The following is a 20169-nucleotide window of genomic DNA, read 5'->3' as shown; positions in this document are numbered from 1 at the left end:
ATTCCCTTTTTTCGGGCTCACTAGCGCACCGAATCCTCCAGCGCCGCCTGAAGCTCAGGAAACCGAAACTCAAAACCCTGTGCGGTTAGTCGAGCCGGTTTGGCCTTTTGTCCAGTCAGCAGCAGTCCCGCCATTTCTCCCAAGGCAATCTTGAGAACCGGGGCTGGAGCAGGGAACAGGGTTGGGCGTCGAACCACTTTGCCCAGGCATTGAGTGAATTTGGCATTAGTGACCGGATTGGGGCTGACTACATTGTAGGGGCCCGAGGCGTTGTCCTGTTCCAGCATCCATATAAGTGCTCCGACTACGTCATCCCGGTGCACCCAGGGCATGTACTGGCGGCCGCCTCCCAGCCTGCCGCCCAGCCCCAGCTTGAAAGGTGTCACCATTCGCGCCAGAAAGCCGCCGCCTGGCCCAGCGACAACGCCGGTTCTGGACAGGCAAATCCTGACCTTGTCCTGCTCCAGCGCCAGGGCTGCATTTTCCCAGTCTCGGCAGAGCTGATGGGTGAACTCATCGTGGGGTTTGGTCTGTTCTGTGACTTCGGCATCGGCTTGATCGCCATAGAAGCCGACCGCGGATCCTGAAACCATCACTTCAGGCGGAGTCTCCCAGCTTCGGATTACATCGACCAGCGTTTCGGTGATGCCGATGCGGCTGTCTCTGAGTTCCTGCTTTCGCTTATCAGACCAGCGCTTATCAGCAATGCCTTCTCCTGCGAGGTTAATAACGGCGTCGAAGCCAGGGTGGGATCGGAGCTGGTTAAGGTCTTTCGTGGTTTCTACTCGCCCGCAGGCAGCTCGCACATCGTCGGGGTTCTGACGGCTGAGTACAGTCAATTCGTAGCCCCGATTCAGTAATTCGGGGCACAGGACTTTGCCAATAAAGCCGGTGCCACCGGTAACAAGAATGCGTTTTTTCATGGCTTTTGTCCTCCTTGCTCTACATCCCTAAAGGGGCGCCCGGTGATCAGGGGCGCCTGCTGCGCTGGAATTCAGCCTTTGATGGCGCTTAGCTGATGCATAACGACATCTTTAATGGCTTCGCCAAGTTGCGGGTTTTCGCCGATTGGCGGTGCTAGTTTTATAGTGACTCCGTGCGTTTCCTCGAGCCCTTTGATCATAGCAGGGACGTCCTTGCGCAGGTGCCGGCCCGCTGCCAGGAACAGGGGGACAATCGTAAACTGATGCACTCCGTCCTTAACGCCTTCTGCCACGATATTGTCCAGTGAAGGTTCAGCCAGCTCCATGTAGGCAATGCGCGAGTCGGCGACGGCGGTAAGGGTAGGGGTAGCGAGGTTCTCGAATGTCTCGCACCAGCGCTTGTCACTACTGCCGTGTGCTAACAGAATAATGCGATTGCTCATCTGTGCTCCTGAGTCATCAGTTCTGGGATGTTGGTCGTAAACCCGCGCTGTGGCTTAAACAGTCGGTTCACAAACGTTAAAAATAGCAGGGTGTTGGTTTATGTTCGATTGGAAAGAGATTCTGGATTTCTGGTTTGGCGAACTGGATGCCGATGGCCTGTCCGATCGAGTACACCGAAATCGATGGTTCCGAGCCGATCGCAAGTTTGATCAGGAGATCCGTCGCCGTTTTATGTCGATGGTGCTGTTTGCCTCAGAGCAGGGGCTGGACCATTGGCGGAGTGAGCCGGGAGGCGTGCTGGCAGAGATCCTTCTGCTCGATCAGTTCTCGCGAAATATCTTTCGTGGCGCCGGTATGGCCTTTGATCAGGACGCTCAGGCTCGCAAGCTCTGCCGGCAGGCAATGGCTAGAGGTCAGGACATGGCGCTGCCACCCCTTCAGCGGGCCTTTCTCTATATGCCCCTGCAACACTCAGAGCGTCTTGAGGACCAACGAACCTCGGTGGATTGTTATGAGCAGCTGGCGGCCTCCACGCCGGGACTGTTGGGAGACTTCCTTCAGAGTTTTGCGCAGTCCGCCCGGGACCATAAGGCAATTATCGAGCGGTTCTCGCGTTTTCCTCATCGCAATAAGGCATTGGGACGAACATCCAGCGATCCCGAAAAAGAGTACCTGGCGGGCGGTAGAACATTTGGCCAATGATATCCGGCCTCTTTTCAGTTTGTATAAGAAATGTACATTGTGACCCGTTAGCCGGAATAGCTTGATAAAATGCGCAACTCTTGTGACGTGGGTATGCGCACCGTATGCCTGTAAATATTTGGGGAAGAATTCGGATGTTTACTGCAGGGCGTTTTTTGCGTTCCGGGCTTTTTTTGGCGGTTTCAGTGGTGATTCCGTCGTTTTCTCAGGGCGCTTCCCTGGACGACGATTTGCTGCATCGGATGTCCAAGGCGGCGCCGGAGCTTGATCCTGTTGTGCTCGAAACCGCGTTCAATGCGTCCCGCTGTGCGGTGTTCTCTGGTGTGGAGATGCCACAGCGGCTGGCAGTGATCGACTTTTCACTGCCATCCAGTCGTGAACGCTTGTGGATCTTTGATCTGGAGCAGGGTGGGCTGGTGCTTCGGGATCTTGTCGCCCATGGAAAGAATTCTGGTAACTTCGAGTCCACAGTCTTTTCCAATGTGGAAGGGAGTTATCAGTCCAGCATCGGTTTGTTTCGCGGCAGCGAATCCTATTACGGCAAGCACGGGTACTCGCTACGCCTGGATGGACTGGAGCCGGGCATCAATGATCACGCCCGGCGTCGAGCAATCGTGATTCATGGTGCGGACTATGTGAATGAGTCTTGGGTGAATAAGTACGGCAGGATCGGTCGCAGTCATGGTTGCCCGGCGGTTGATAACCAGGTGATCGAGCGGGTGGTGGATAATCTCAAGGGCGGCCAGCTGGTCTTTAAGTTTTACCCGGATCAGGACTGGCTCCACAGCTCGAACTACCTCAATTGTGGCGGTGGGGCTGTTGCCAATAACGATGCCGGTCCCGGTGAGCAGGGGTAAGTGATCAGCTTTTGGGCAAGTTGTTCACTCCATAAACAGGTTGGCTCAGAAGAGAAAAAAACATCGAAAAACTTGAGAAAAAGAGGTTGACGGCCAAGCTCTGATCCGTAGAATACGCCTCCGTTGTCGGCATGAACCGAACAGCATTGCGGGAATAGCTCAGTTGGTAGAGCACAACCTTGCCAAGGTTGGGGTCGCGAGTTCGAATCTCGTTTCCCGCTCCAGATTTTAAAAACCCGGTTTCGAAAGAAGCCGGGTTTTTTCGTTTCAGGCCACAGCAAGTTCGGCGTTACCCTGCCTGGTCAGTTATAATCGCCAGCCTCAAAGGCGATTAATAAACAGGTTGGGAGCGCCACCGCATGAAAGTCCATTCTCTCTGGGTGTATCCGGTGAAATCCCTGGCCGGTATCTGTGTGGATGAGCTTGATCTGGATGATTTTGGTCCTGCCGGCGATCGTCGCTGGATGATTGTCGATGAAGAAGGTCACTTCGTCACCCAGCGTTCCCATCCAGAGCTTGCCAATATCCAGGTGTCGCTGGTCGAAGGGCAGGTGCAGTTGGGCATTCCCGGGCAAGGCAGTTTCACGCTGAAGCCAAGCAGTGAGCGCATCACAACGCTGGTCTGGCGCGACTGGACATCAGCGCTGCTGGGGCAGCCCGATGCCAGCGAAGCGCTAAGCCGCTTTTGTTCCAGCTCCGTGCGTTTTGTCTATATGCCTGACGACTCCTTTCGGCGAGTGGACCCGGAGCGGGTAAAAGATCGACGTCGAGTCAGTTTTGCCGACGGATTCCCGCTCCTGATTACCAATCTGTCGTCCCTGGAAGAGCTTAACAGCCGTTTGCAGGTGCCCGTGGAAATGCGCCGGTTCCGGCCCAATGTGGTTGTTCAGGGCGCTGCCCCCTGGGACGAAGATCACTGGCGTGAGCTTGATGTGGGAGCTTGCAGGCTAAGTTTGGTCAAGCCGTGCTCTCGTTGCGCCATGACCACGGTCGATCCTGATCTCGGGGTTAAAGATCCTGCAACACAACCGCTAAAAACCCTGTCTGGCTACCGACGAACTGAAGACGGGGTCATCTTTGGAATGAACGCCGTTCACGACTCGGCGGGTCGAATTCAAGTTGGCGATTCAATCACCACGATCAAAACGGAGTAATACGTAACGTGCCATTGTTAACACTGGATGCCTTGTCCCTGGCTTATGGGATGCACCCACTGCTTGACCAGGCGTCACTGATCGTGGAGGCCGGCGAACGGGTGTGTCTGCTCGGCCGGAACGGCGAGGGCAAATCAACGCTTTTAAAAATAGTCAGCGGGGAAGTGGTTCCCGATGGTGGTCTCGTTCGTCTGGATGATGGTGCTGTGCTGGCAGTTCTGCCTCAGAACCTGCCGACAAACGATACCCGCACGGCCTACGATGTGGTCGCCGGCGCTTTTCCAGAGACCGGTGAACTGCTGACTGAATTCCACCGCCTTTCTCAGCAGGCCGATGAGGCCAGTCTCGATCGCATGATGAAAGTGCAGGAGCGCCTTGAGGCGCTGGACGGGTGGCGCCTGGATCAGAAGGTGACCACTATTCTGGGGCAATACGGTATCGACCCTGACCGGCAGCTGGATACCCTTTCGGGCGGCTGGCAGCGCCGGGTGTTGTTGGCGCGAGCTTTGGTCGCTGAGCCCGATATTCTGCTGCTGGATGAGCCTACCAACCACTTGGATGTGCCAGCTATTGCCTGGCTGGAAGAGGCGCTGGGCCAGTTCCGGGGCGCGATGCTGTTTGTCAGTCACGACCGGGCATTCATTCGCAGTATGGCGACCCGGATTGTGGAGTTGGATCGTGGCAAACTTGTCAGCTTTTCAGCGACTTATGACAAATACCTTGAGTTGAAAGAGAAGGCGCTCGAGGAAGAGGAGCGCCAGAATGCGCTCTTCGACAAACGCCTGAAACAGGAAGAAGCCTGGATCCGCCAGGGTATCAAGGCCCGCCGCACCAGGAACATGGGGCGGGTGCGCGCCCTGAAGGCGATGCGTGAGGAGCATCGGCAACGCCGAACTCGTGGTGGCACAGCAACCTTTGCGGTCGAAGATGCGGCGCGCTCTGGCAAGCTGGTGGTGGAAACCCGGGATGCCGGATTTGGGTATCAGGCCCGCGCCGATATCATCCGGGATATGAACCTGACCGTCCTGCGCGGCGACAAGATCGGTCTCGTTGGCGAAAACGGCACCGGAAAAACGACTCTGGTGCGGCTGTTGCTCGGAGACCTTGAGGCCACTGAGGGATCGATCCGCCTGGGCACCAATCTCCAGGTTGCTTACTTCGATCAACTGCGTGGTGAGTTGGATTTGAGCAAGAATGCGCTGGACAACTTGTCGGAAGGTCGCGAGTTCATCGACATCAATGGCCAGAGCAAGCATGTATTGGGCTACCTGCAGGAATTCCTGTTTACGCCAGAGCGTGCCCGGTCTCCGGTGCGGGTCTTTTCCGGTGGTGAGCGGGCGCGTCTGCTGTTGGCAAAGCTGTTCAGCAAGCCGGCCAATATCCTGGTGCTGGACGAGCCTACCAACGATCTGGATGTCGAAACGCTGGAACTGCTGGAAGAACAGTTGGCCGAGTTCAAGGGCACCGTCATCGTCATCAGCCACGACCGTGAATTCCTCGATAACGTGGTAACTGAAACAGTCTTCCTGGATGGCTCCGGACGGGTGCGCGAGTATGTCGGTGGCTACAGTGACTGGCGTCGGCAGGGTGGACGTTTTCCTTCCGAAGCGGGTGGCAATCGGCCGGACAAGCAGGATAAGCGCTCGAAGAACGGAGGCGACGAGAAGCTGTCCACATCACCGTCCAAACCTGTGGGCCAGTCCACACAATCGAAACCCGCTAAGCTGAGTTACAAGCTTAAACTTGAACTCGAGGAATTACCGGGGAAAATCGAGGCCTTAGAGCAGGATGTTGCCCGGCTGCAGACGACGATTGCAGACTCAGAGTTTTATTCCGGTCCACCGAATGATGTCTCTGCCACGCTTGATGAGTTGGCGGATAAGGAATCTCGTCTTGAGCAGGTGATTGAGCGGTGGATGGAGCTTGAGGAACAGGCGAATCAATGAATGTAAATTACAGTTTCAGGTTTCAGGGCGGGCGTACGGTTGAGTTCAAGGTAACCGATCAGCCGGCAGTGTCGGCTCCGAAACAACCCTCCTGGGTAAAGTTGGAGCATTGCCAGTGCTCCAACTGTCCGCTGCGTTCCGGCGATACCGAACATTGCCCGGCCGCAACGGAAATTCTGCCCGTGGTGGAGGCGTTCCAGGCCGATGATGCCTACCAGAAGGTCGATGTAACCGTGACCGATGAACGCCGCGCCTATGTAAAGCAGACTGCTCTCGAGGAGGCACTTCGGTCATTGTTGGGTCTTAAGATGGCGACCAGTGGTTGCCCCGTACTCGCGGAACTGAAGCCGATGGCAATGCACCACCTGCCATTTGCCAATACCGACGAGTTCATCATGCGCAGCGTGTCCCATTACCTGCTGCAGCAATACTTCGCCAAGCGAAACCATGAGGAGCCGGATTGGGAACTGAAGGGTCTGGTGGAGCGGAACCAGCGCCTACAGTTGGTTAACCAGGCACTGTGGCAGCGAATCCATTCGGTCTGTAAGGGCGATAGCAATCTCAAAGCATTGTTGAACTTCTTCTCCATGGCTTCCAGCGTGAGCTTTTCCCTGGAAAGTCAGCTCCGTAAGCTCGAATCCAAGATGGGCGGCGAGCCGCACTAAACGGCACAGCGCGCTGCCGCTGTCTGAAAGGGCCCTGAGGTTTTTTCGGGGCCTGGTGCTAGTTGATCCTTACAGCCAGCACATCACATTCGGTGCCGTGCAAGACCCCATTGGCGGTGGAGCCCAGCAAGAGTTGGAAACCTTTTCTGCCGTGACTTCCGACGATGATTAGGTCCACTTCGTGTTCCTTTGCCAGGCGGTGAATCTCTGATTCCGGACGGCCAACGGTGACCACCTGATTGGCTTTTGGTATGTCGTACTGGTCTCCATAGCCGGCGAGCTGGTCGTGGGCAGCTTTGTCGAGCTGATCCTGCAACTCCGTGAGATCCATAGGGATGTCGCCGCCATAGGCGTAACCGACCGGCTCTACCACATGAATCAGTAGTAACTCAGCGCCGTGGGCCTCGCAGACTGCCTTGGCCTTGTTCAGCACCTGCGGGGCCTCTTCGGTCAGATCGATAGCAACAAGCATCTTGTTGTAAGTGGACATTGCATCACTCCTTCATGCCGGACATAACTTCAGAATAGTCGCTCTATTCTGATCCGAACAGTGTAGTGGGTAACTGATGCACATCAATGAAGGGTAATAAATTCAGGAAGCTGGCGGGCTGCGAGGCTCGCCAGGTTCAGAGGAGAGGGTCAGGCGCTGCGTTGCAGCAGGTTAATAGTGGTTGCCAGTCCTTTCAGAATGCCTTTTGAGTATCGGTCGATCACGAATCCAACGTTCTTTTCGTTGTAGTTTATGTACGAGCCCCGGATGAATTCCCACTTCGACGATACATCACTCATGATTTCTTTCAGCTCGGCGCCGGAGTCGCCCCGCATAACTGTAGCCAGCAACTGGTCGAATTCGCGGGCCTGCTCGTCCAGCGGCTTTTCAGTAGCGGAGCCCTGAAAGGTCTGGGCAACCTGCGAATTGGTTCGCACCGAATACTTGGCCATCATTTGCGCCATCTTGACGGCCGCTGAGCGGGCCGCTTCAACCCTTGGGTTGGTCTCGGTTTGAACACTTTCCTGAGCAGTCTGATAAAGGTCTGTTGCCATGTTGTTCATGGCAAGTGCCTGGTTCGCCATATCGGAAACGAGGCGAAGGTCAGGGTAGCCAGTCTTGCGAACGTCATTGATATTGCTGCGCATCAGTGCCTTGAACTGGTCAAACTCCTGATTCAGGCTTTCGATCTGCTCGGTCGAGAGCACGCCGGTGGTGCTTTTTATGATGGTGTTCATTGCATCGTTGGCCGCATTGATGCCGATGACGATTTCATTGAGGGTGTCAGTGTCGCCACTGCCGCTGAACCGGTAATAGGCGTCCAGGGCCATATAGTTGTTGACGCGGAATTCGTGCAGTTCTGACAGAAACCCTCCCGCGGTTTCCTGGGCGCGGGCACCCAGAGAGGTCAAAGTGAGCAGGATCAGTGCGGCTACCAGGGAGCGAACTCTCAGGCGGGTGTCTTCCATCGGATGAGTCTCCGTAATGCTGTTTTATTATTGTGGACTAAAGTCGCATATCGAAGTTAAAGTAACTTCGTTGGCCAATCAAGCGGTTTTGGCCGCTGCAACGGCGGTAACTGTAAACAAGTATCAAATCCGGGGGTTAGCGTCTCGGAGTCTGTGGCCAGCATCCACTTTTCAGATCCGCCGCAAGAAACAAATTGACAAACGCCCGTTTTTTTTTCATCGTGTGCCCTCGCGATTCAAACGACTGTATGAATTTTGGATCGAATGATCGGGCAGTGACCGAAATCTCGCTGCACAAACAGTCATCGCACCGCAACGTGTAGATGGCTGGAAGCAGTTCCTAACACAGACTGGAGATCAGTTGATGATTTACGAAGGTAAAGCCATCACGGTTAAAGAGATCGAAGGCGGGATCGCTCAGTTGAACTTCGACTTGCAGGGCGAGTCAGTCAACAAGTTCAACCGTCTCACTATCGAAGAACTGGGTGCCGCAACTGACGCAATTAAAGCGCAAAAGAATCTGAAGGGTCTGGTCGTAACCAGCTCCAAAGACAGCTTTATTGTTGGTGCCGACATTACCGAATTCACCGAGCTGTTTGCTGGTTCGGAAGAGGATCTGGTAGCCAACAACCTGAAGGCCAACGAAGTATTCAACGCCGTTGAAGACCTGCCGTTCCCGACTGTTACTGCCATCAATGGCATGGCGCTGGGTGGCGGTTTCGAAATGTGCCTGGCCACCGACTACCGGGTAATCGATAAGAAGGCCAAGGTTGGTCTGCCGGAAGTGAAGCTGGGTATCTTCCCGGGCTTTGGCGGTACCGTGCGTCTGTCTCGTCTGGTCGGTGTTGATAATGCCGTTGAGTGGATCAGTGGTGGTACCGAGAACCGTGCCGATGCTGCCCTCAAAGTAGGCGCAGTTGATGCCGTGGTTGAATCCGACAAGCTGGTTGCGGCCGCTGTTGGCATCATCAACCAGTGCAACGAGGGCAAGCTGGATAACCTGGCCCGTCGCGAAGAGAAGAAGGGCAAGATCAAGCTGAACGCCATGGAAAGCATGATGGCCTTCGAGATCTCCAAAGCCTTCGTTGCTGGCAAAGCAGGCAAGAACTACCCGGCGCCGGTTGAAGCCATCAAGGTGATGCAGAAGCACGCTGGCCTGACCCGTGACAAGGCCATTGAAGTTGAAGCCAAGGGCTTTGCCAAGATGGCCAAGACCAACGTGGCAGCCTGCCTGGTTGGTTTGTTCCTGAACGATCAGGAGCTGAAGAAGAAAGCCAAGGCTTGGGAAAAAGAAGCCAGTGACGTCAACCTGGCGGCCGTACTGGGCGCTGGCATCATGGGTGGCGGCGTAGCTTTCCAGTCTGCGCTAAAAGGCACCCCGATCGTCATGAAAGACATCAACCAGGACGGCATCAAGCTCGGACTGGAAGAAGCCAAGAAGCTGCTGGCCAAGCGAGTAGCCAAAGGCAAAATGGACGCCAGCAAGATGGCGGACGTTCTCAACAGCATCACGCCGACCCTGAATTATGGTGATTTCAAGAGCGTAGATCTGGTTGTTGAAGCTGTCGTTGAGAACCCGAAGGTAAAAGACGCTGTACTGCGTGAAACCGAAGATGCGGTTCGCGACGATACAATCCTGACGTCCAACACCTCCACCATTTCCATCGACCTTCTGGCCAAGAACCTGAAGCGTCCGGAAAATTTCTGTGGCATGCACTTCTTCAACCCGGTGCACATGATGCCGCTGGTTGAAGTTATCCGTGGCGCGAAGACCAGTGATCGCGCTATCGCGACCACCGTTGCCTACGCCAAGGCCATGGGCAAGACTCCAATCGTAGTTAACGACTGCCCGGGCTTCCTGGTTAACCGGGTACTGTTCCCGTACTTCGGTGGCTTTGCTGGATTGGTCCGTGACGGTGCCGACTTCCAGAAAGTTGACAAGGTCATGGAGAAGTTTGGCTGGCCGATGGGTCCTGCCTATCTGCTCGACGTAGTCGGCATGGATACCGCCAAGCACGCCAACGAAGTTATGGCTGAAGGCTTCCCGGACCGCATGAAGGACGAGAACAAGTCCTCCATCGACGTAATGTTCGAGAACAACCGCTACGGTCAGAAGAATGACAAGGGTTTCTACAAGTATGAAACCGACAAGAAGGGCAAGCCCAAGAAGGTTGTAGATGAAGAAGTCTACAAGCTGCTTGAGCCTGTTGTTCAGGGTAAGAAGGACTTTGATGAGGAAGACATCATTGCCCGGATGATGATCCCGCTGTGCCTGGAAACTGTTCGCTGCCTGGAAGATGGCATCGTTGAGGATCCGGCCGATGCGGATATGGGCTTGATCTTCGGTATCGGCTTCCCGCCGTTCCGCGGTGGTGCCCTGCGCTATATCGACGATATGGGTGTAGACGCATTCGTCGAGCTGGCAGACAAGTATGCAGACCTTGGTCCTCTTTATCACCCGACCGAGAAGCTGCGTGAAATGGCCAAGACTGGCGAAAAGTTCTTTGGTTAACCCTGAACGAGATTTCCGAACGGAGACAGATCTATGAGCCTTAATCCGAGAGACGTTGTCGTCGTCGATTGCGTGCGGACTCCGATGGGTCGTGCCAAGAACGGTTGCTTTAGAAACGTGCGCGCCGAGACTTTGTCAGCTGCGCTGATCGAAGCACTGTTTGAGCGCAACCCGAAGCTTGACCCGAAAGAAGTAGAAGATGTGATCTGGGGCTGTGTAAACCAGACCAAGGAACAGGGCTTTAACGTGGCTCGGCAGATTTCCCTGTTGACCCGTGTTCCTCACGAGTCCGCTGCCCAGACCGTAAACCGCTTGTGCGGCTCGGCCATGTCCGCCATTCATACCGCAGCACAGGCTATCCAGACTGGCAACGGCGATATGTTCCTGGTGGGTGGTGTCGAGCACATGGGTCACGTACCCATGACCGAAGGTTTCGACCACAACCCGGCGGCGTCCAAGTATTCAGCCAAGGCCTCGAACATGATGGGCCTGACTGCTGAAATGCTGGCGAAGATGCACGGCATCACCCGCGGACAACAGGATGAGTTCGGTGCCCGGTCTCACCGCCTGGCCCACGAAGCGACTGTTGAAGGCCGCTTCAAGAACGAAATCGTGCCGATCGAAGGTCACGACGAGAATGGCTTCAAAGTGCTGATCGAGCACGACGAAACCATCCGTCCGGAGACCACGGCTGAGTCCCTGGGTCAGCTGCGTCCAGCCTTTGATCCGAAGAACGGCACCGTGACTGCTGGTACTTCATCACAGCTGACCGATGGCGCTGCTGCCATGGTGCTGATGTCCGCAGAGCGCGCCGAAGCCCTGGGCCTGAAGCCGATGGCTCGCATTCGCAGCATGGCGGTTGCCGGCTGTGATCCCGCGATCATGGGTTACGGTCCCGTTCCGGCTACCAAGAAGGCCCTGAAGCGCGCAGGCCTGAAAGTCGAAGACATCGACTTCTGGGAGCTGAACGAAGCGTTTGCAGGTCAGTCTCTGCCGGTTCTGAAGGACCTGAAGCTGCTGGGCGTAATGGAAGAGAAAGTGAACCTGAACGGCGGTGCGATTGCCTTGGGCCATCCGCTGGGCTGTTCCGGTGCGCGAATCTCCACAACCCTGTTGAATGTCATGCAGGCTAAAGGCGGTAAGCTTGGTGTTTCCACCATGTGTATCGGTCTGGGGCAGGGCATCGCAACAGTGTGGGAACGCCTCTAATCCGCTCAATACGTTGAGCAAGAGCGTTCCAGAAAGGCCCGGCACCACGCCGGGCCTTTCTATTTATAGCCCGGGAAAAAAGCAGGGTGTAAGTGAAATAATGGGTTGTCTTGCTATTCTTGACCCTGTAAAACAGAGGGCTTACACAGAATAGCGGCAATTTTGTTTTTTCTAGCCGACTGATTTTGCAGCGAGTTTACGGTTTGCTGACGAATTGACCGATTTATCGCCAAGGATACAGATCTCCGATATGGGTAAAAGTCTCGTAATTGTCGAGTCACCTGCGAAAGCGAAGACCATCAACAAATACCTGGGCTCGGACTTTATTGTTAAGTCGAGCGTCGGGCACATCCGTGATCTTCCCGTAAGTGGCAGTGGGTCCCAATCCGATCCCAAAGAGCGGGCCCGCCAAGCGGCGGCAACCCGAAAAATGGCTCCGGAAGAAAAAGCTGCGCACAAGAAGCGTAAGGCCCGTGAGCAGCTGGTCGCCCGCATGGGTGTTGATCCTGACAAGAACTGGGACGCCCGCTACGAGGTGTTGCCCGGTAAAGAGAAGGTGGTCAGCGAGCTGAAGCGGCTGGCGAAATCCGCCGATCACATCTATCTCGCAACGGATTTGGATCGCGAGGGAGAAGCCATCGCCTGGCACCTGCAGCAGACCATTGGCGGTGAGCCTGAGAAGTACCGTCGTGTGGTCTTCAACGAGATCACCAAGCGAGCCATTCAGGACGCGTTCAAGGACCCGGGTACGCTCGATAACAACCGCGTTAATGCCCAGCAGGCCCGTCGTTTTCTCGACCGGGTGGTGGGCTACATGGTGTCGCCGCTGTTGTGGGCCAAACTTGCCCGCGGTCTTTCTGCTGGCCGGGTACAATCGGTTGCGGTTCGTCTGATCGTCGAGCGTGAGCGAGAGATCCGGAAGTTTGTGCCGGAAGAGTTCTGGCAGTTGTACGCTGACCTGGCGCCCGGCAAGTCTGACCCTGTGCGGTTTGAAGTAACCCGTTACGACGATAAGCCTTATCGGCCGGTAAACGAGCAGCAGAGCAATGACCATGTTGCCAGGCTGGAATCGGGCAGCTTCAAGGTTGCCAAGCGCGAAGACAAGCCAACCAAATCGCGGCCGTCGGCGCCGTTTATTACCTCAACCCTGCAGCAGGCAGCCAGTAACCGCATGGGCTTCAGCGTCAAGAAAACCATGATGCTGGCCCAGAGGCTTTACGAGGCGGGTTTCATCACCTACATGCGAACCGACTCAACCAACCTGAGTCAGGACGCGGTGGCGGGCTGCCGGGAGTTTATCCAGAAGCAGTTTGGCGAACGTTACCTGCCTGAGAAACAGCGGGTCTATGGCAGCAAGGAAGGCGCCCAGGAAGCGCATGAGGCGATCCGTCCTACCGAGGTTAGCCGTCGTCCGGCGGATATCAGTGGTCTCGAAAAGGATGCGGAGAAGCTCTATGACCTGATCTGGCGTCAGTTCATTGCCTGCCAGATGGCGGATGCCGAGTTCCTCAGCACCTCCATTGTGGTCGCTAACGGCGATTACGAGCTCCGTACCCGGGGCCGGATCATCAAGTTTGATGGTTTCCTGAAAGCGGCTCCCCAGTCGTCCAAAAAAGACGAAGACGTGGCGTTGCCGGATATCAAGGTGGACGAGGTGCTGGACCTGAAGAAGCTGGATCCGAGCCAGCATTTCACCAAGCCGTCGCCGCGGTACACAGAAGCCAGTCTGGTTAAAGAACTGGAGAAGCAGGGTATTGGCCGGCCGTCGACTTATGCATCAATCATTTCCACCATTCAGGATCGTGGCTATGTCAGGCTGCAGAACCGCCGGTTCTACGCTGAAAAGATGGGTGAGATTGTCACCGAGCGTCTGTCGGAGTCGTTCCCGAACCTGATGGATTTCGACTTTACCGCCCGGATGGAAGGCGAACTGGACGAGATCGCCGAAGGCGATGTCGAGTGGAAGAAGGTGCTCAACGATTTCTATGGCAAATTTCGGCAACAGCTGGAAACTGCCGAGAGCACCGAAGACGGTGGCATGCGCGCGAACGTGCCAACGGAGACCGATATTCCTTGTCCGACCTGTTCCCGCAACATGCAGATCCGGGTCGCCAGCACAGGGGTTTTCCTGGGTTGTTCCGGCTATTCGTTGCCGCCCAAGGAGCGTTGCAAAACCACCATCAACCTTACCTCAGGGGATGAAGTGGTCAGCGCTGACGAGGATGTCGAGGGCGAGGGCGAAACCCGGCTGCTGCGCAAGAAGCGTCGCTGTGCCAAGTGTGGTACCGCGATGGACAGTTACCTGATCGACGAAACCCGGAAACTGCACGTGTGTGGCAACAATCCGGATTGTTCTGGCTTCGAGGTCGAGCAGGGCACTTTCCGAATCAAAGGTTATGATGGCCCGACGCTGGAGTGCGACAAGTGCGGTTCTGAGATGCAGCTCAAGACCGGGCGTTTTGGTAAGTACTTCGGATGTACAAGCGATACTTGTAAAAACACTCGTAAGTTACTGAAAAGTGGCGAGCCTGCGCCGCCTAAGATGGATCCGGTACCAATGCCGGAGCTGCAGTGCCAGAAAGTGGATGACACTTATGTGCTGCGTGACGGTGCTTCCGGGTTGTTCCTGGCTGCGAGCAAATTTCCCAAGAATCGTGAAACACGGCCGCCGCTGGTCAAAGAGATCAAGCCGCATCGCGACGAGATCGACCCCAAGTACGAGTTCCTGATGAAGGCGCCGGAGTCAGACCCCGAGGGTAATCCTACGGTCATTCGCTACAGCAGGAAGTCCAAGGAGCAGTACGTCATGTCCGAAAAGGACGGAAAGGCGACGGGCTGGTCTGCCTGGTACGTGAAGGGCAAATGGCAGCCGAAAGAAAAGTAGTCAGTACCTTGCCGGTCTGATGGATCGGCAATAAAAAGAAAAGGGGGCTTCGGCCCCCTTTTTTTGTGCGCTGAGTTTAGAAGCTGTCCTAGCGCAGTTTGCGGAGTCTCTGGATTAGGGAGGAGGTGTCCCATCGGCGCCCGCCCATGGCTTGAACGTCACCATAGAACTGATCCACCAGGGCTGTGACCGGCAGCGAGGCATTCACCTTGTTGGCTTCGGCCAGACAGATTCCGAGATCCTTGCGCATCCAGTCGACGGCGAAGCCGTGGTCAAATTCCCCGGCAATCATGGTTCCGGCGCGGTTTTCCATCTGCCAGGATTGGGCTGCCCCCTTTGAAATGACATCCACGACCTTTTGAACGTCCAGCTCGGCTTTCTCTGCGAAGTGCAGCGCCTCGGACAAGCCTTGGACCAGTCCGGCAATGGCAATTTGATTGACCATTTTGGTCTTTTGGCCGCTGCCTGCAGGCCCCATGAGGTTCAGGGCGCGGGCGTAAAGTTCAAGAATCGGCTTGGCTTTACTGAAATCTGTGTCAGCGCCGCCGCACATGATGGTGAGCTGGCCATTTTCGGCACCTTGTTGGCCGCCTGAAACTGGCGCATCGATAAAGCCTTGACCGTTTTGGCGGGCGGATGCAGCCAGCTGCTCGGCAATTCCGGCGGAAGCGGTGGTATGGTCCACCAGGATGGCGCCCTTGGGGGCTTTGGCGATGATGCCGTTGTCGCCCTCGAAAACTTCAACCAGATCCTTGTCGGCGCCGACGCAGGTCATCACAAAATCGGCATCTTCGACGGCCTCAGCGATGGTTTGACAGGGTGTTCCGGCGTAGTCCTGTGCCCATTGCTGGGCTTTTGCGGGGGTGCGGTTCCAGACTCTGACATTGAGTCCGGCTTTTGCCAGGTGTCCAGCCATTGGGTAGCCCATTACTCCCAGCCCGATAAAGCTGACGGTAGTTGTCATAGCGTTTGTCTCCTGGATTTCCAGTGTTGTTTTAGGTTCAAGTGACGTGATTTTGAATCGCTGTGCTAAACGGTACCACAGGCACGGCCGTTCCTCCCGATGCAACAATAGGTCAGCCGCTGGCAGGGCAAAAAAAAGGCCGCTAAAGTTAGCGGCCTTTTCTGTATTGCGTCTTGGTGCACGCTTATTCTAGCGTTACTTTCCCGGATAGTCCCGGGAGTCGGAACCGGTGTACAGCTGGCGTGGACGGCCAATGCGGTAGTCGCCACTGACCATCTCGTTCCAGTGGGAGAACCAGCCAATGGTGCGCGACATGGCGAAGATGACCGTGAACATGGAGGTCGGAATGCCGATCGCTTTCAGGATCAGGCCAGAGTAGAAGTCTACGTTCGGGTACAGCTTGCGCTGAACGAAGTATTCGTCTTCCAGGGCGATTTTCTCAAGGCGCTGTGCGATGCGCAGCAGTGGATCGTTTTCCAGGCCAAGCTCGCTCAGTACTTCGTGAGCGGTTTTCGCCATGACTTTGGCGCGCGGGTCGAAGTTCTTGTAAACGCGGTGGCCAAAGCCCATCAGGCGGAAAGGATCGTCTTTATCCTTGGCCTTGGCGATGAACTTCTCGATGTTGGACTCGTCACCGATCTCGGCCAGCATGTCCAGAACCGCTTCGTTAGCGCCGCCGTGCGCCGGGCCCCAAAGTGCCGCAATGCCAGAGGCAATGCAGGCGTAAGGGTTGGCGCCGGTAGAGCCGGCCAGGCGAACCGTGGAGGTTGAGGCGTTCTGCTCATGATCTGCGTGCAGAATGAAGATTTTGTCCATGGCCTTCGCCAGGATCGGGTTTGGCTTGTACTCCTCGCAAGGAACGCCAAACATCATCTGAAGGAAGTTCTCTGAGTAGGACAGGTCGTTGCGCGGATACATGAACGGCTGGCCAATGCTGTACTTGTAGCACCAGGCAGCAATGGTCGGCATCTTCGCGATCAGGCGGTGCGCGGTGATTTCACGCTGATGCTCGTCGGCTACGTCCATCTGGTCGTGGTAGAAGGCGGATAGGGCGCCAACAACGCCACACATAATAGCCATCGGATGCGCGTCACGGCGGAAGCCCTGGAAGAAATTGCGCATCTGGTCGTGCAGCATGGTGTGGTTCTTGATGGTGTCGTGGAACTGCTTGTTCTCTTCTGCAGTCGGCAGTTCACCTTTCAGGAGCAGATAGCACACTTCGAGGTAATCGGAATGCTCTGCAAGCTGCTCAATAGGGTAGCCCCGGTGCAGGAGGACGCCTTTTGCACCATCAATGTAGGTAATGGCTGATTCGCAGGCCGCGGTGGATACAAAGCCTGGGTCGTAAGTAAAAACGCCTTCCTGAACTAGGCCTCGTACGTCGATAACGTCAGGGCCGACGGTGCCGGAATATACCGGTAACTCAATGGACTTATCACCCACCGAGAGCGTGGCTTTCCTGTCGGTCATGGTGCTCTCCTATATGTCAGCTTGTCAGCTATGTCTACATTTTTAGATGCGCTAGAAGGCGCGTATTATCGCAAAACTGGCGGCAAAATATAGGGCGTTGGCTTTTTTTGTCAATGAAAGAGTCCTGAAAACCCCTTTTTTAGCCGGTTTTGTAAATCAGGGATATCCCACACAACGGTGAAAGACGAGCCAAATAAGTTTTGTCAATAGGCCTTATAGCGGTCTCAAGCCCATGAATTCCGGGCTGTCCACGGAGTTGCGCGTTTGTAATTAATTAGGGTACTCCTTATAATCCGTAGCCCGGAATTGGGGATATTCCTTGCTCCAGAGTCGAATGGTGGCTGTGACAAGGTAGTTATTCTCCCTCCTGAGCCAATCGCGTGTCGGTCTCGTATCGAATGCCGATCCTTACATACCAACCATCCGCAACCGGGTTTCCGGATATGTGGAATAAAGAGAGAGTGTGAGAGCGCTGTGAATAGCAAACGACCAGTAAATCTCGATCTCGGCAAGTTTCATTTTCCGCTGCCAGCCATAACGTCCATTCTGCACCGCATCAGCGGCATCATCCTTTTTGTTGGTGTTGCGTTCATGCTTTATGGTCTTCAGCTTTCCCTGTCTGGGGAAGAGGGCTTCAGCCGCGTCAGTGAACTGCTGGACAGCTTCCTTGCAAAGCTGATTACCTGGGGCATTTTGTCTGCTCTGCTGTACCACTTGGTTGCCGGTATCAAGCACCTGCTCATGGATATGGGTATTGGTGAAGAGCTGGAAAGCGGCCGTCTCGCCTCGAAGATCACGATTGTGGTTTCCGTCATCCTCATCGTTCTGGCAGGAGTTTGGGTATGGGCATGAACAGCGTAACGAACATTGGCCGTAACGGTATCCAGGATTGGATCATCCAGCGTGTCTCTGCCTACGTATTGGCGTTGTACACCTTGTTCCTGCTCGGCTTCTTTGTCACCACCGACGTAGATTATCAGTCCTGGTCAGCGCTGTTTGATCAAGCGTGGTTCCGGATCTTTACTCTGCTGACATTGTTGTCCATCGGTGGCCACGCCTGGGTAGGGCTTTGGACCATTTCGACCGACTACATTAAATCCGCAGGACAGCGCATGCTGTTTCAGGCAGTCACCGTCCTGGCGATCTTTGTTTATGTGGTCTGGGGTATTCAGATTATTTGGGGGCTTTAATCGATGTCTAACATAAAGACCATGTCTTTTGATGCGATTGTAATTGGCGGCGGTGGTTCCGGTATGCGGGCCGCGCTGCAACTGACGGAGTCCGGTGTAAATACCGCGTGTATCACCAAGGTATTCCCGACTCGGTCGCACACTGTGTCTGCCCAGGGTGGTATCACCTGTGCAATCGCGAGCGCCGACCCCAACGATGATTGGCGCTGGCACATGTATGACACGGTGAAAGGCTCCGACTACATCGCCGATCAGGACGCGGTAGAGTACATGTGCTCGGTTGGCCCCCAGGCTGTCTTCGAGCTGGAGCACATGGGTCTTCCTTTCTCCCGTACGGAGCAGGGCCGCATTTATCAGCGCCCGTTTGGTGGCCAGTCCAAGGGTCCTGATAACCCGACTCAGGCCGCTCGTACTTGCGCCGCAGCCGACCGTACCGGTCACGCGCTGCTGCACACCCTGTACCAGGCAAACCTGAAAGGTGGCACCACGTTCCTTAACGAGTGGTACGCCGTAGATCTGGTTAAAAACAGCAAAGACGAAGTGGTTGGCGTAGTCGCCATCGAGATCGAAACCGGTGAAGTGGCCTACATCAAGAGCAAGGCTACCGTACTCGCCACCGGCGGTGCTGGTCGTATCTACTCGTCTACAACTAACGCATTGATCAATACTGGTGACGGTATTGGCATGGCCCTGCGCGCCGGTTTCCCGATGCAGGACATGGAAATGTGGCAGTTCCACCCAACCGGAATCCACGGTGCTGGTACGCTGGTTACTGAGGGTTGTCGCGGTGAGGGTGGTTACTTGATCAACTCCGAAGGTGAGCGGTTTATGGAGCGTTATGCTCCGAACGCCAAAGACCTCGCCGGTCGTGACGTTGTAGCTCGGGCCATGGTTATCGAGATTCTGGAAGGCCGCGGTTGCGGTCCTGAGAAGGATCACGTCCTGTTGAAGCTCGACCACCTGGGTGAAGAAACCCTGAATCTTCGTCTGCCGGGTATCTGCGAGCTGTCTCGCACATTCGCCCACGTGGATCCGGTCAAAGAGCCTATTCCGGTGGTTCCGACCTGTCACTACATGATGGGTGGTATTCCGACCAACGTTGGTGGTCAGGCGCTTACCCAGGATGAAAATGGCAACGACAAGCCGATTGCTGGTCTGTTTGCCTGTGGCGAAGCCGCTTGTGTATCTGTACACGGTGCTAACCGTCTGGGTGGTAACTCTCTGCTGGACTTGGTTGTCTTCGGTCGGGCTGCCGGTCTGCACATCGAAGAGCAACTGCGCGGTGGTTTTGAAGTCGACGGCGCCAGCGAAGAAGATATCAAGCGTGCCATGGCTCGCCTTGACCGTCTGGACGGTGCTTCCGAGGGCGAAAGCGTAGCGGACGTTCGTAAAGACCTGCAAAGCTGCATGCAACTGTATTTCGGTGTATTCCGTGATGGCAAAAGCATGGAAGAAGGTCTGAAGAAACTGGAAGCCATCGGTGAGCGTGTTCGCAACACCAAGCTGGCAGACACCAGTAATGCGTTCAACACTGCGCGGATCGAAGCGCTGGAGCTGGACAACCTGTACGAAGTTGCACTGGCTACCGCGATTTCCGCCTTTGAGCGTAAAGAAAGTCGTGGTGCTCACGCCCGTAACGATTTCACCGAGCGTGACGACGAAAACTGGCTGAAGCATTCCATGTACTTTCCGGCTGACAAGCGTGTCGGAAAGCGCGCGGTGAACTTCGCGCCGAAGACCGTGGACACGTTTGAGCCGAAGATTCGGACTTACTAAAGGGGAGTGCCAAAG

17 protein-coding genes and 1 tRNA gene are annotated in these 20169 nt (G+C 55.5%); 12 read left to right on the top strand and 6 right to left on the bottom strand.

All coding sequences use genetic code 11. From position 1 onward, the window contains the following. Nucleotides 1–20: 20 nt before the first annotated feature. Entirely contained in the window at nt 21–923 is a 903-nt protein-coding gene (locus FGO67_RS12185; protein ID WP_203300933.1) for a TIGR01777 family oxidoreductase, read from the bottom strand. A 71-nt stretch (nt 924–994) separates the two neighbouring features. Then, entirely contained in the window at nt 995–1366 is a 372-nt protein-coding gene (locus FGO67_RS12180; RefSeq protein WP_203300932.1) for a sirohydrochlorin chelatase, read from the bottom strand. 100 nt (nt 1367–1466) lie between these two features. On the opposite strand from FGO67_RS12180, the gene FGO67_RS12175 reads away from it, so the two are divergent. The 6 genes from FGO67_RS12175 (at nt 1467) to FGO67_RS12150 (ending at nt 6691) form a co-directional block, all read left to right on the top strand. Beyond that, a complete protein-coding gene (locus FGO67_RS12175) occupies nt 1467–2069 on the top strand; it encodes a DUF924 family protein (RefSeq protein ID WP_203300931.1) in 603 nt (200 codons plus the stop codon). A 134-nt stretch (nt 2070–2203) separates the two neighbouring features. Then, nucleotides 2204–2926 carry a murein L,D-transpeptidase catalytic domain family protein gene (locus tag FGO67_RS12170; protein WP_203300930.1) on the top strand — a complete coding sequence of 241 codons (723 nt, stop codon included), beginning with the start codon at nt 2204–2206 and terminating at the stop codon, nt 2924–2926. Nucleotides 2927–3074: 148 nt separating this feature from the next. Then, nucleotides 3075–3150: transfer RNA gene (locus tag FGO67_RS12165), tRNA-Gly, on the top strand. Between the two features lie 135 nt (nt 3151–3285). Further along, entirely contained in the window at nt 3286–4080 is a 795-nt protein-coding gene (locus FGO67_RS12160; RefSeq protein ID WP_203300929.1) for an MOSC domain-containing protein, read from the top strand. Between the two features lie 8 nt (nt 4081–4088). Continuing rightward, entirely contained in the window at nt 4089–6026 is a 1938-nt protein-coding gene (locus FGO67_RS12155; RefSeq protein ID WP_338039566.1) for an ATP-binding cassette domain-containing protein, read from the top strand. Further along, complete coding sequence (locus tag FGO67_RS12150; RefSeq protein WP_203300928.1) at nt 6023–6691, top strand: DUF6901 family protein; 669 nt, start codon at nt 6023–6025, stop codon at nt 6689–6691. Before FGO67_RS12155 ends, FGO67_RS12150 begins: the two co-directional genes overlap by 4 nt. A 58-nt stretch (nt 6692–6749) precedes the next feature. Here FGO67_RS12150 and FGO67_RS12145 read toward each other — a convergent pair whose 3' ends face one another. Together FGO67_RS12145 and FGO67_RS12140 are read right to left on the bottom strand one after the other, a co-directional pair. Next, a complete protein-coding gene (locus FGO67_RS12145; protein ID WP_203300927.1) occupies nt 6750–7181 on the bottom strand; it encodes a universal stress protein in 432 nt (143 codons plus the stop codon). A 149-nt stretch (nt 7182–7330) separates the two neighbouring features. Then, nucleotides 7331–8149: a hypothetical protein gene (locus FGO67_RS12140; protein WP_203300926.1), complete on the bottom strand. Its 819-nt coding sequence runs from the start codon at nt 8147–8149 to the stop codon at nt 7331–7333. Between the two features lie 364 nt (nt 8150–8513). Here FGO67_RS12140 and fadB point away from each other — a divergent pair, with 364 nt between their 5' ends. From fadB to topA, 3 genes are all read left to right on the top strand, one after another. Continuing rightward, a complete protein-coding gene (gene fadB / locus FGO67_RS12135) occupies nt 8514–10661 on the top strand; it encodes a fatty acid oxidation complex subunit alpha FadB (RefSeq protein WP_203300925.1) in 2148 nt (715 codons plus the stop codon). Nucleotides 10662–10694: 33 nt separating this feature from the next. Continuing rightward, complete coding sequence (gene fadA / locus FGO67_RS12130; RefSeq protein WP_203300924.1) at nt 10695–11870, top strand: acetyl-CoA C-acyltransferase FadA; 1176 nt, start codon at nt 10695–10697, stop codon at nt 11868–11870. Nucleotides 11871–12120: 250 nt separating this feature from the next. After that, nucleotides 12121–14754: a type I DNA topoisomerase gene (topA, locus tag FGO67_RS12125; RefSeq protein ID WP_203300923.1), complete on the top strand. Its 2634-nt coding sequence runs from the start codon at nt 12121–12123 to the stop codon at nt 14752–14754. 88 nt (nt 14755–14842) lie between these two features. On the opposite strand, the gene FGO67_RS12120 is transcribed toward topA, so the two are convergent. Together FGO67_RS12120 and gltA are read right to left on the bottom strand one after the other, a co-directional pair. Then, nucleotides 14843–15736, bottom strand: coding sequence for an NAD(P)-dependent oxidoreductase (locus FGO67_RS12120; protein WP_338039574.1), 894 nt, complete (start codon nt 15734–15736; stop codon nt 14843–14845). Nucleotides 15737–15913: 177 nt separating this feature from the next. Then, nucleotides 15914–17188, bottom strand: a complete 1275-nt coding sequence (gltA, locus tag FGO67_RS12115) for a citrate synthase (RefSeq protein ID WP_203300921.1) — start codon at nt 17186–17188, stop codon at nt 15914–15916. A gap of 474 nt (nt 17189–17662) precedes the next feature. Here gltA and sdhC point away from each other — a divergent pair, with 474 nt between their 5' ends. Genes sdhC through sdhA form a run of 3 tightly spaced genes read left to right on the top strand, consistent with a single transcriptional unit; the run spans nt 17663 to nt 20154 of the window. Next, a complete protein-coding gene (gene sdhC / locus FGO67_RS12110; protein WP_203300920.1) occupies nt 17663–18040 on the top strand; it encodes a succinate dehydrogenase, cytochrome b556 subunit in 378 nt (125 codons plus the stop codon). Beyond that, complete coding sequence (gene sdhD, locus FGO67_RS12105; protein ID WP_238942349.1) at nt 18031–18378, top strand: succinate dehydrogenase, hydrophobic membrane anchor protein; 348 nt, start codon at nt 18031–18033, stop codon at nt 18376–18378. Before sdhC ends, sdhD begins: the two co-directional genes overlap by 10 nt. Nucleotides 18379–18381: 3 nt before the next feature. Then, complete coding sequence (gene sdhA, locus FGO67_RS12100) at nt 18382–20154, top strand: succinate dehydrogenase flavoprotein subunit (RefSeq protein ID WP_203300919.1); 1773 nt, start codon at nt 18382–18384, stop codon at nt 20152–20154. Nucleotides 20155–20169: the final 15 nt, after the last annotated feature.

The organism is Marinobacter sediminum (assembly GCF_016820575.1).
Lineage (GTDB): Bacteria > Pseudomonadota > Gammaproteobacteria > Pseudomonadales > Oleiphilaceae > Marinobacter > Marinobacter sediminum.
The sequence above is the reverse complement of the archived record's forward strand: the minus strand, read 5'-3'. Positions and strand labels throughout refer to the sequence as shown.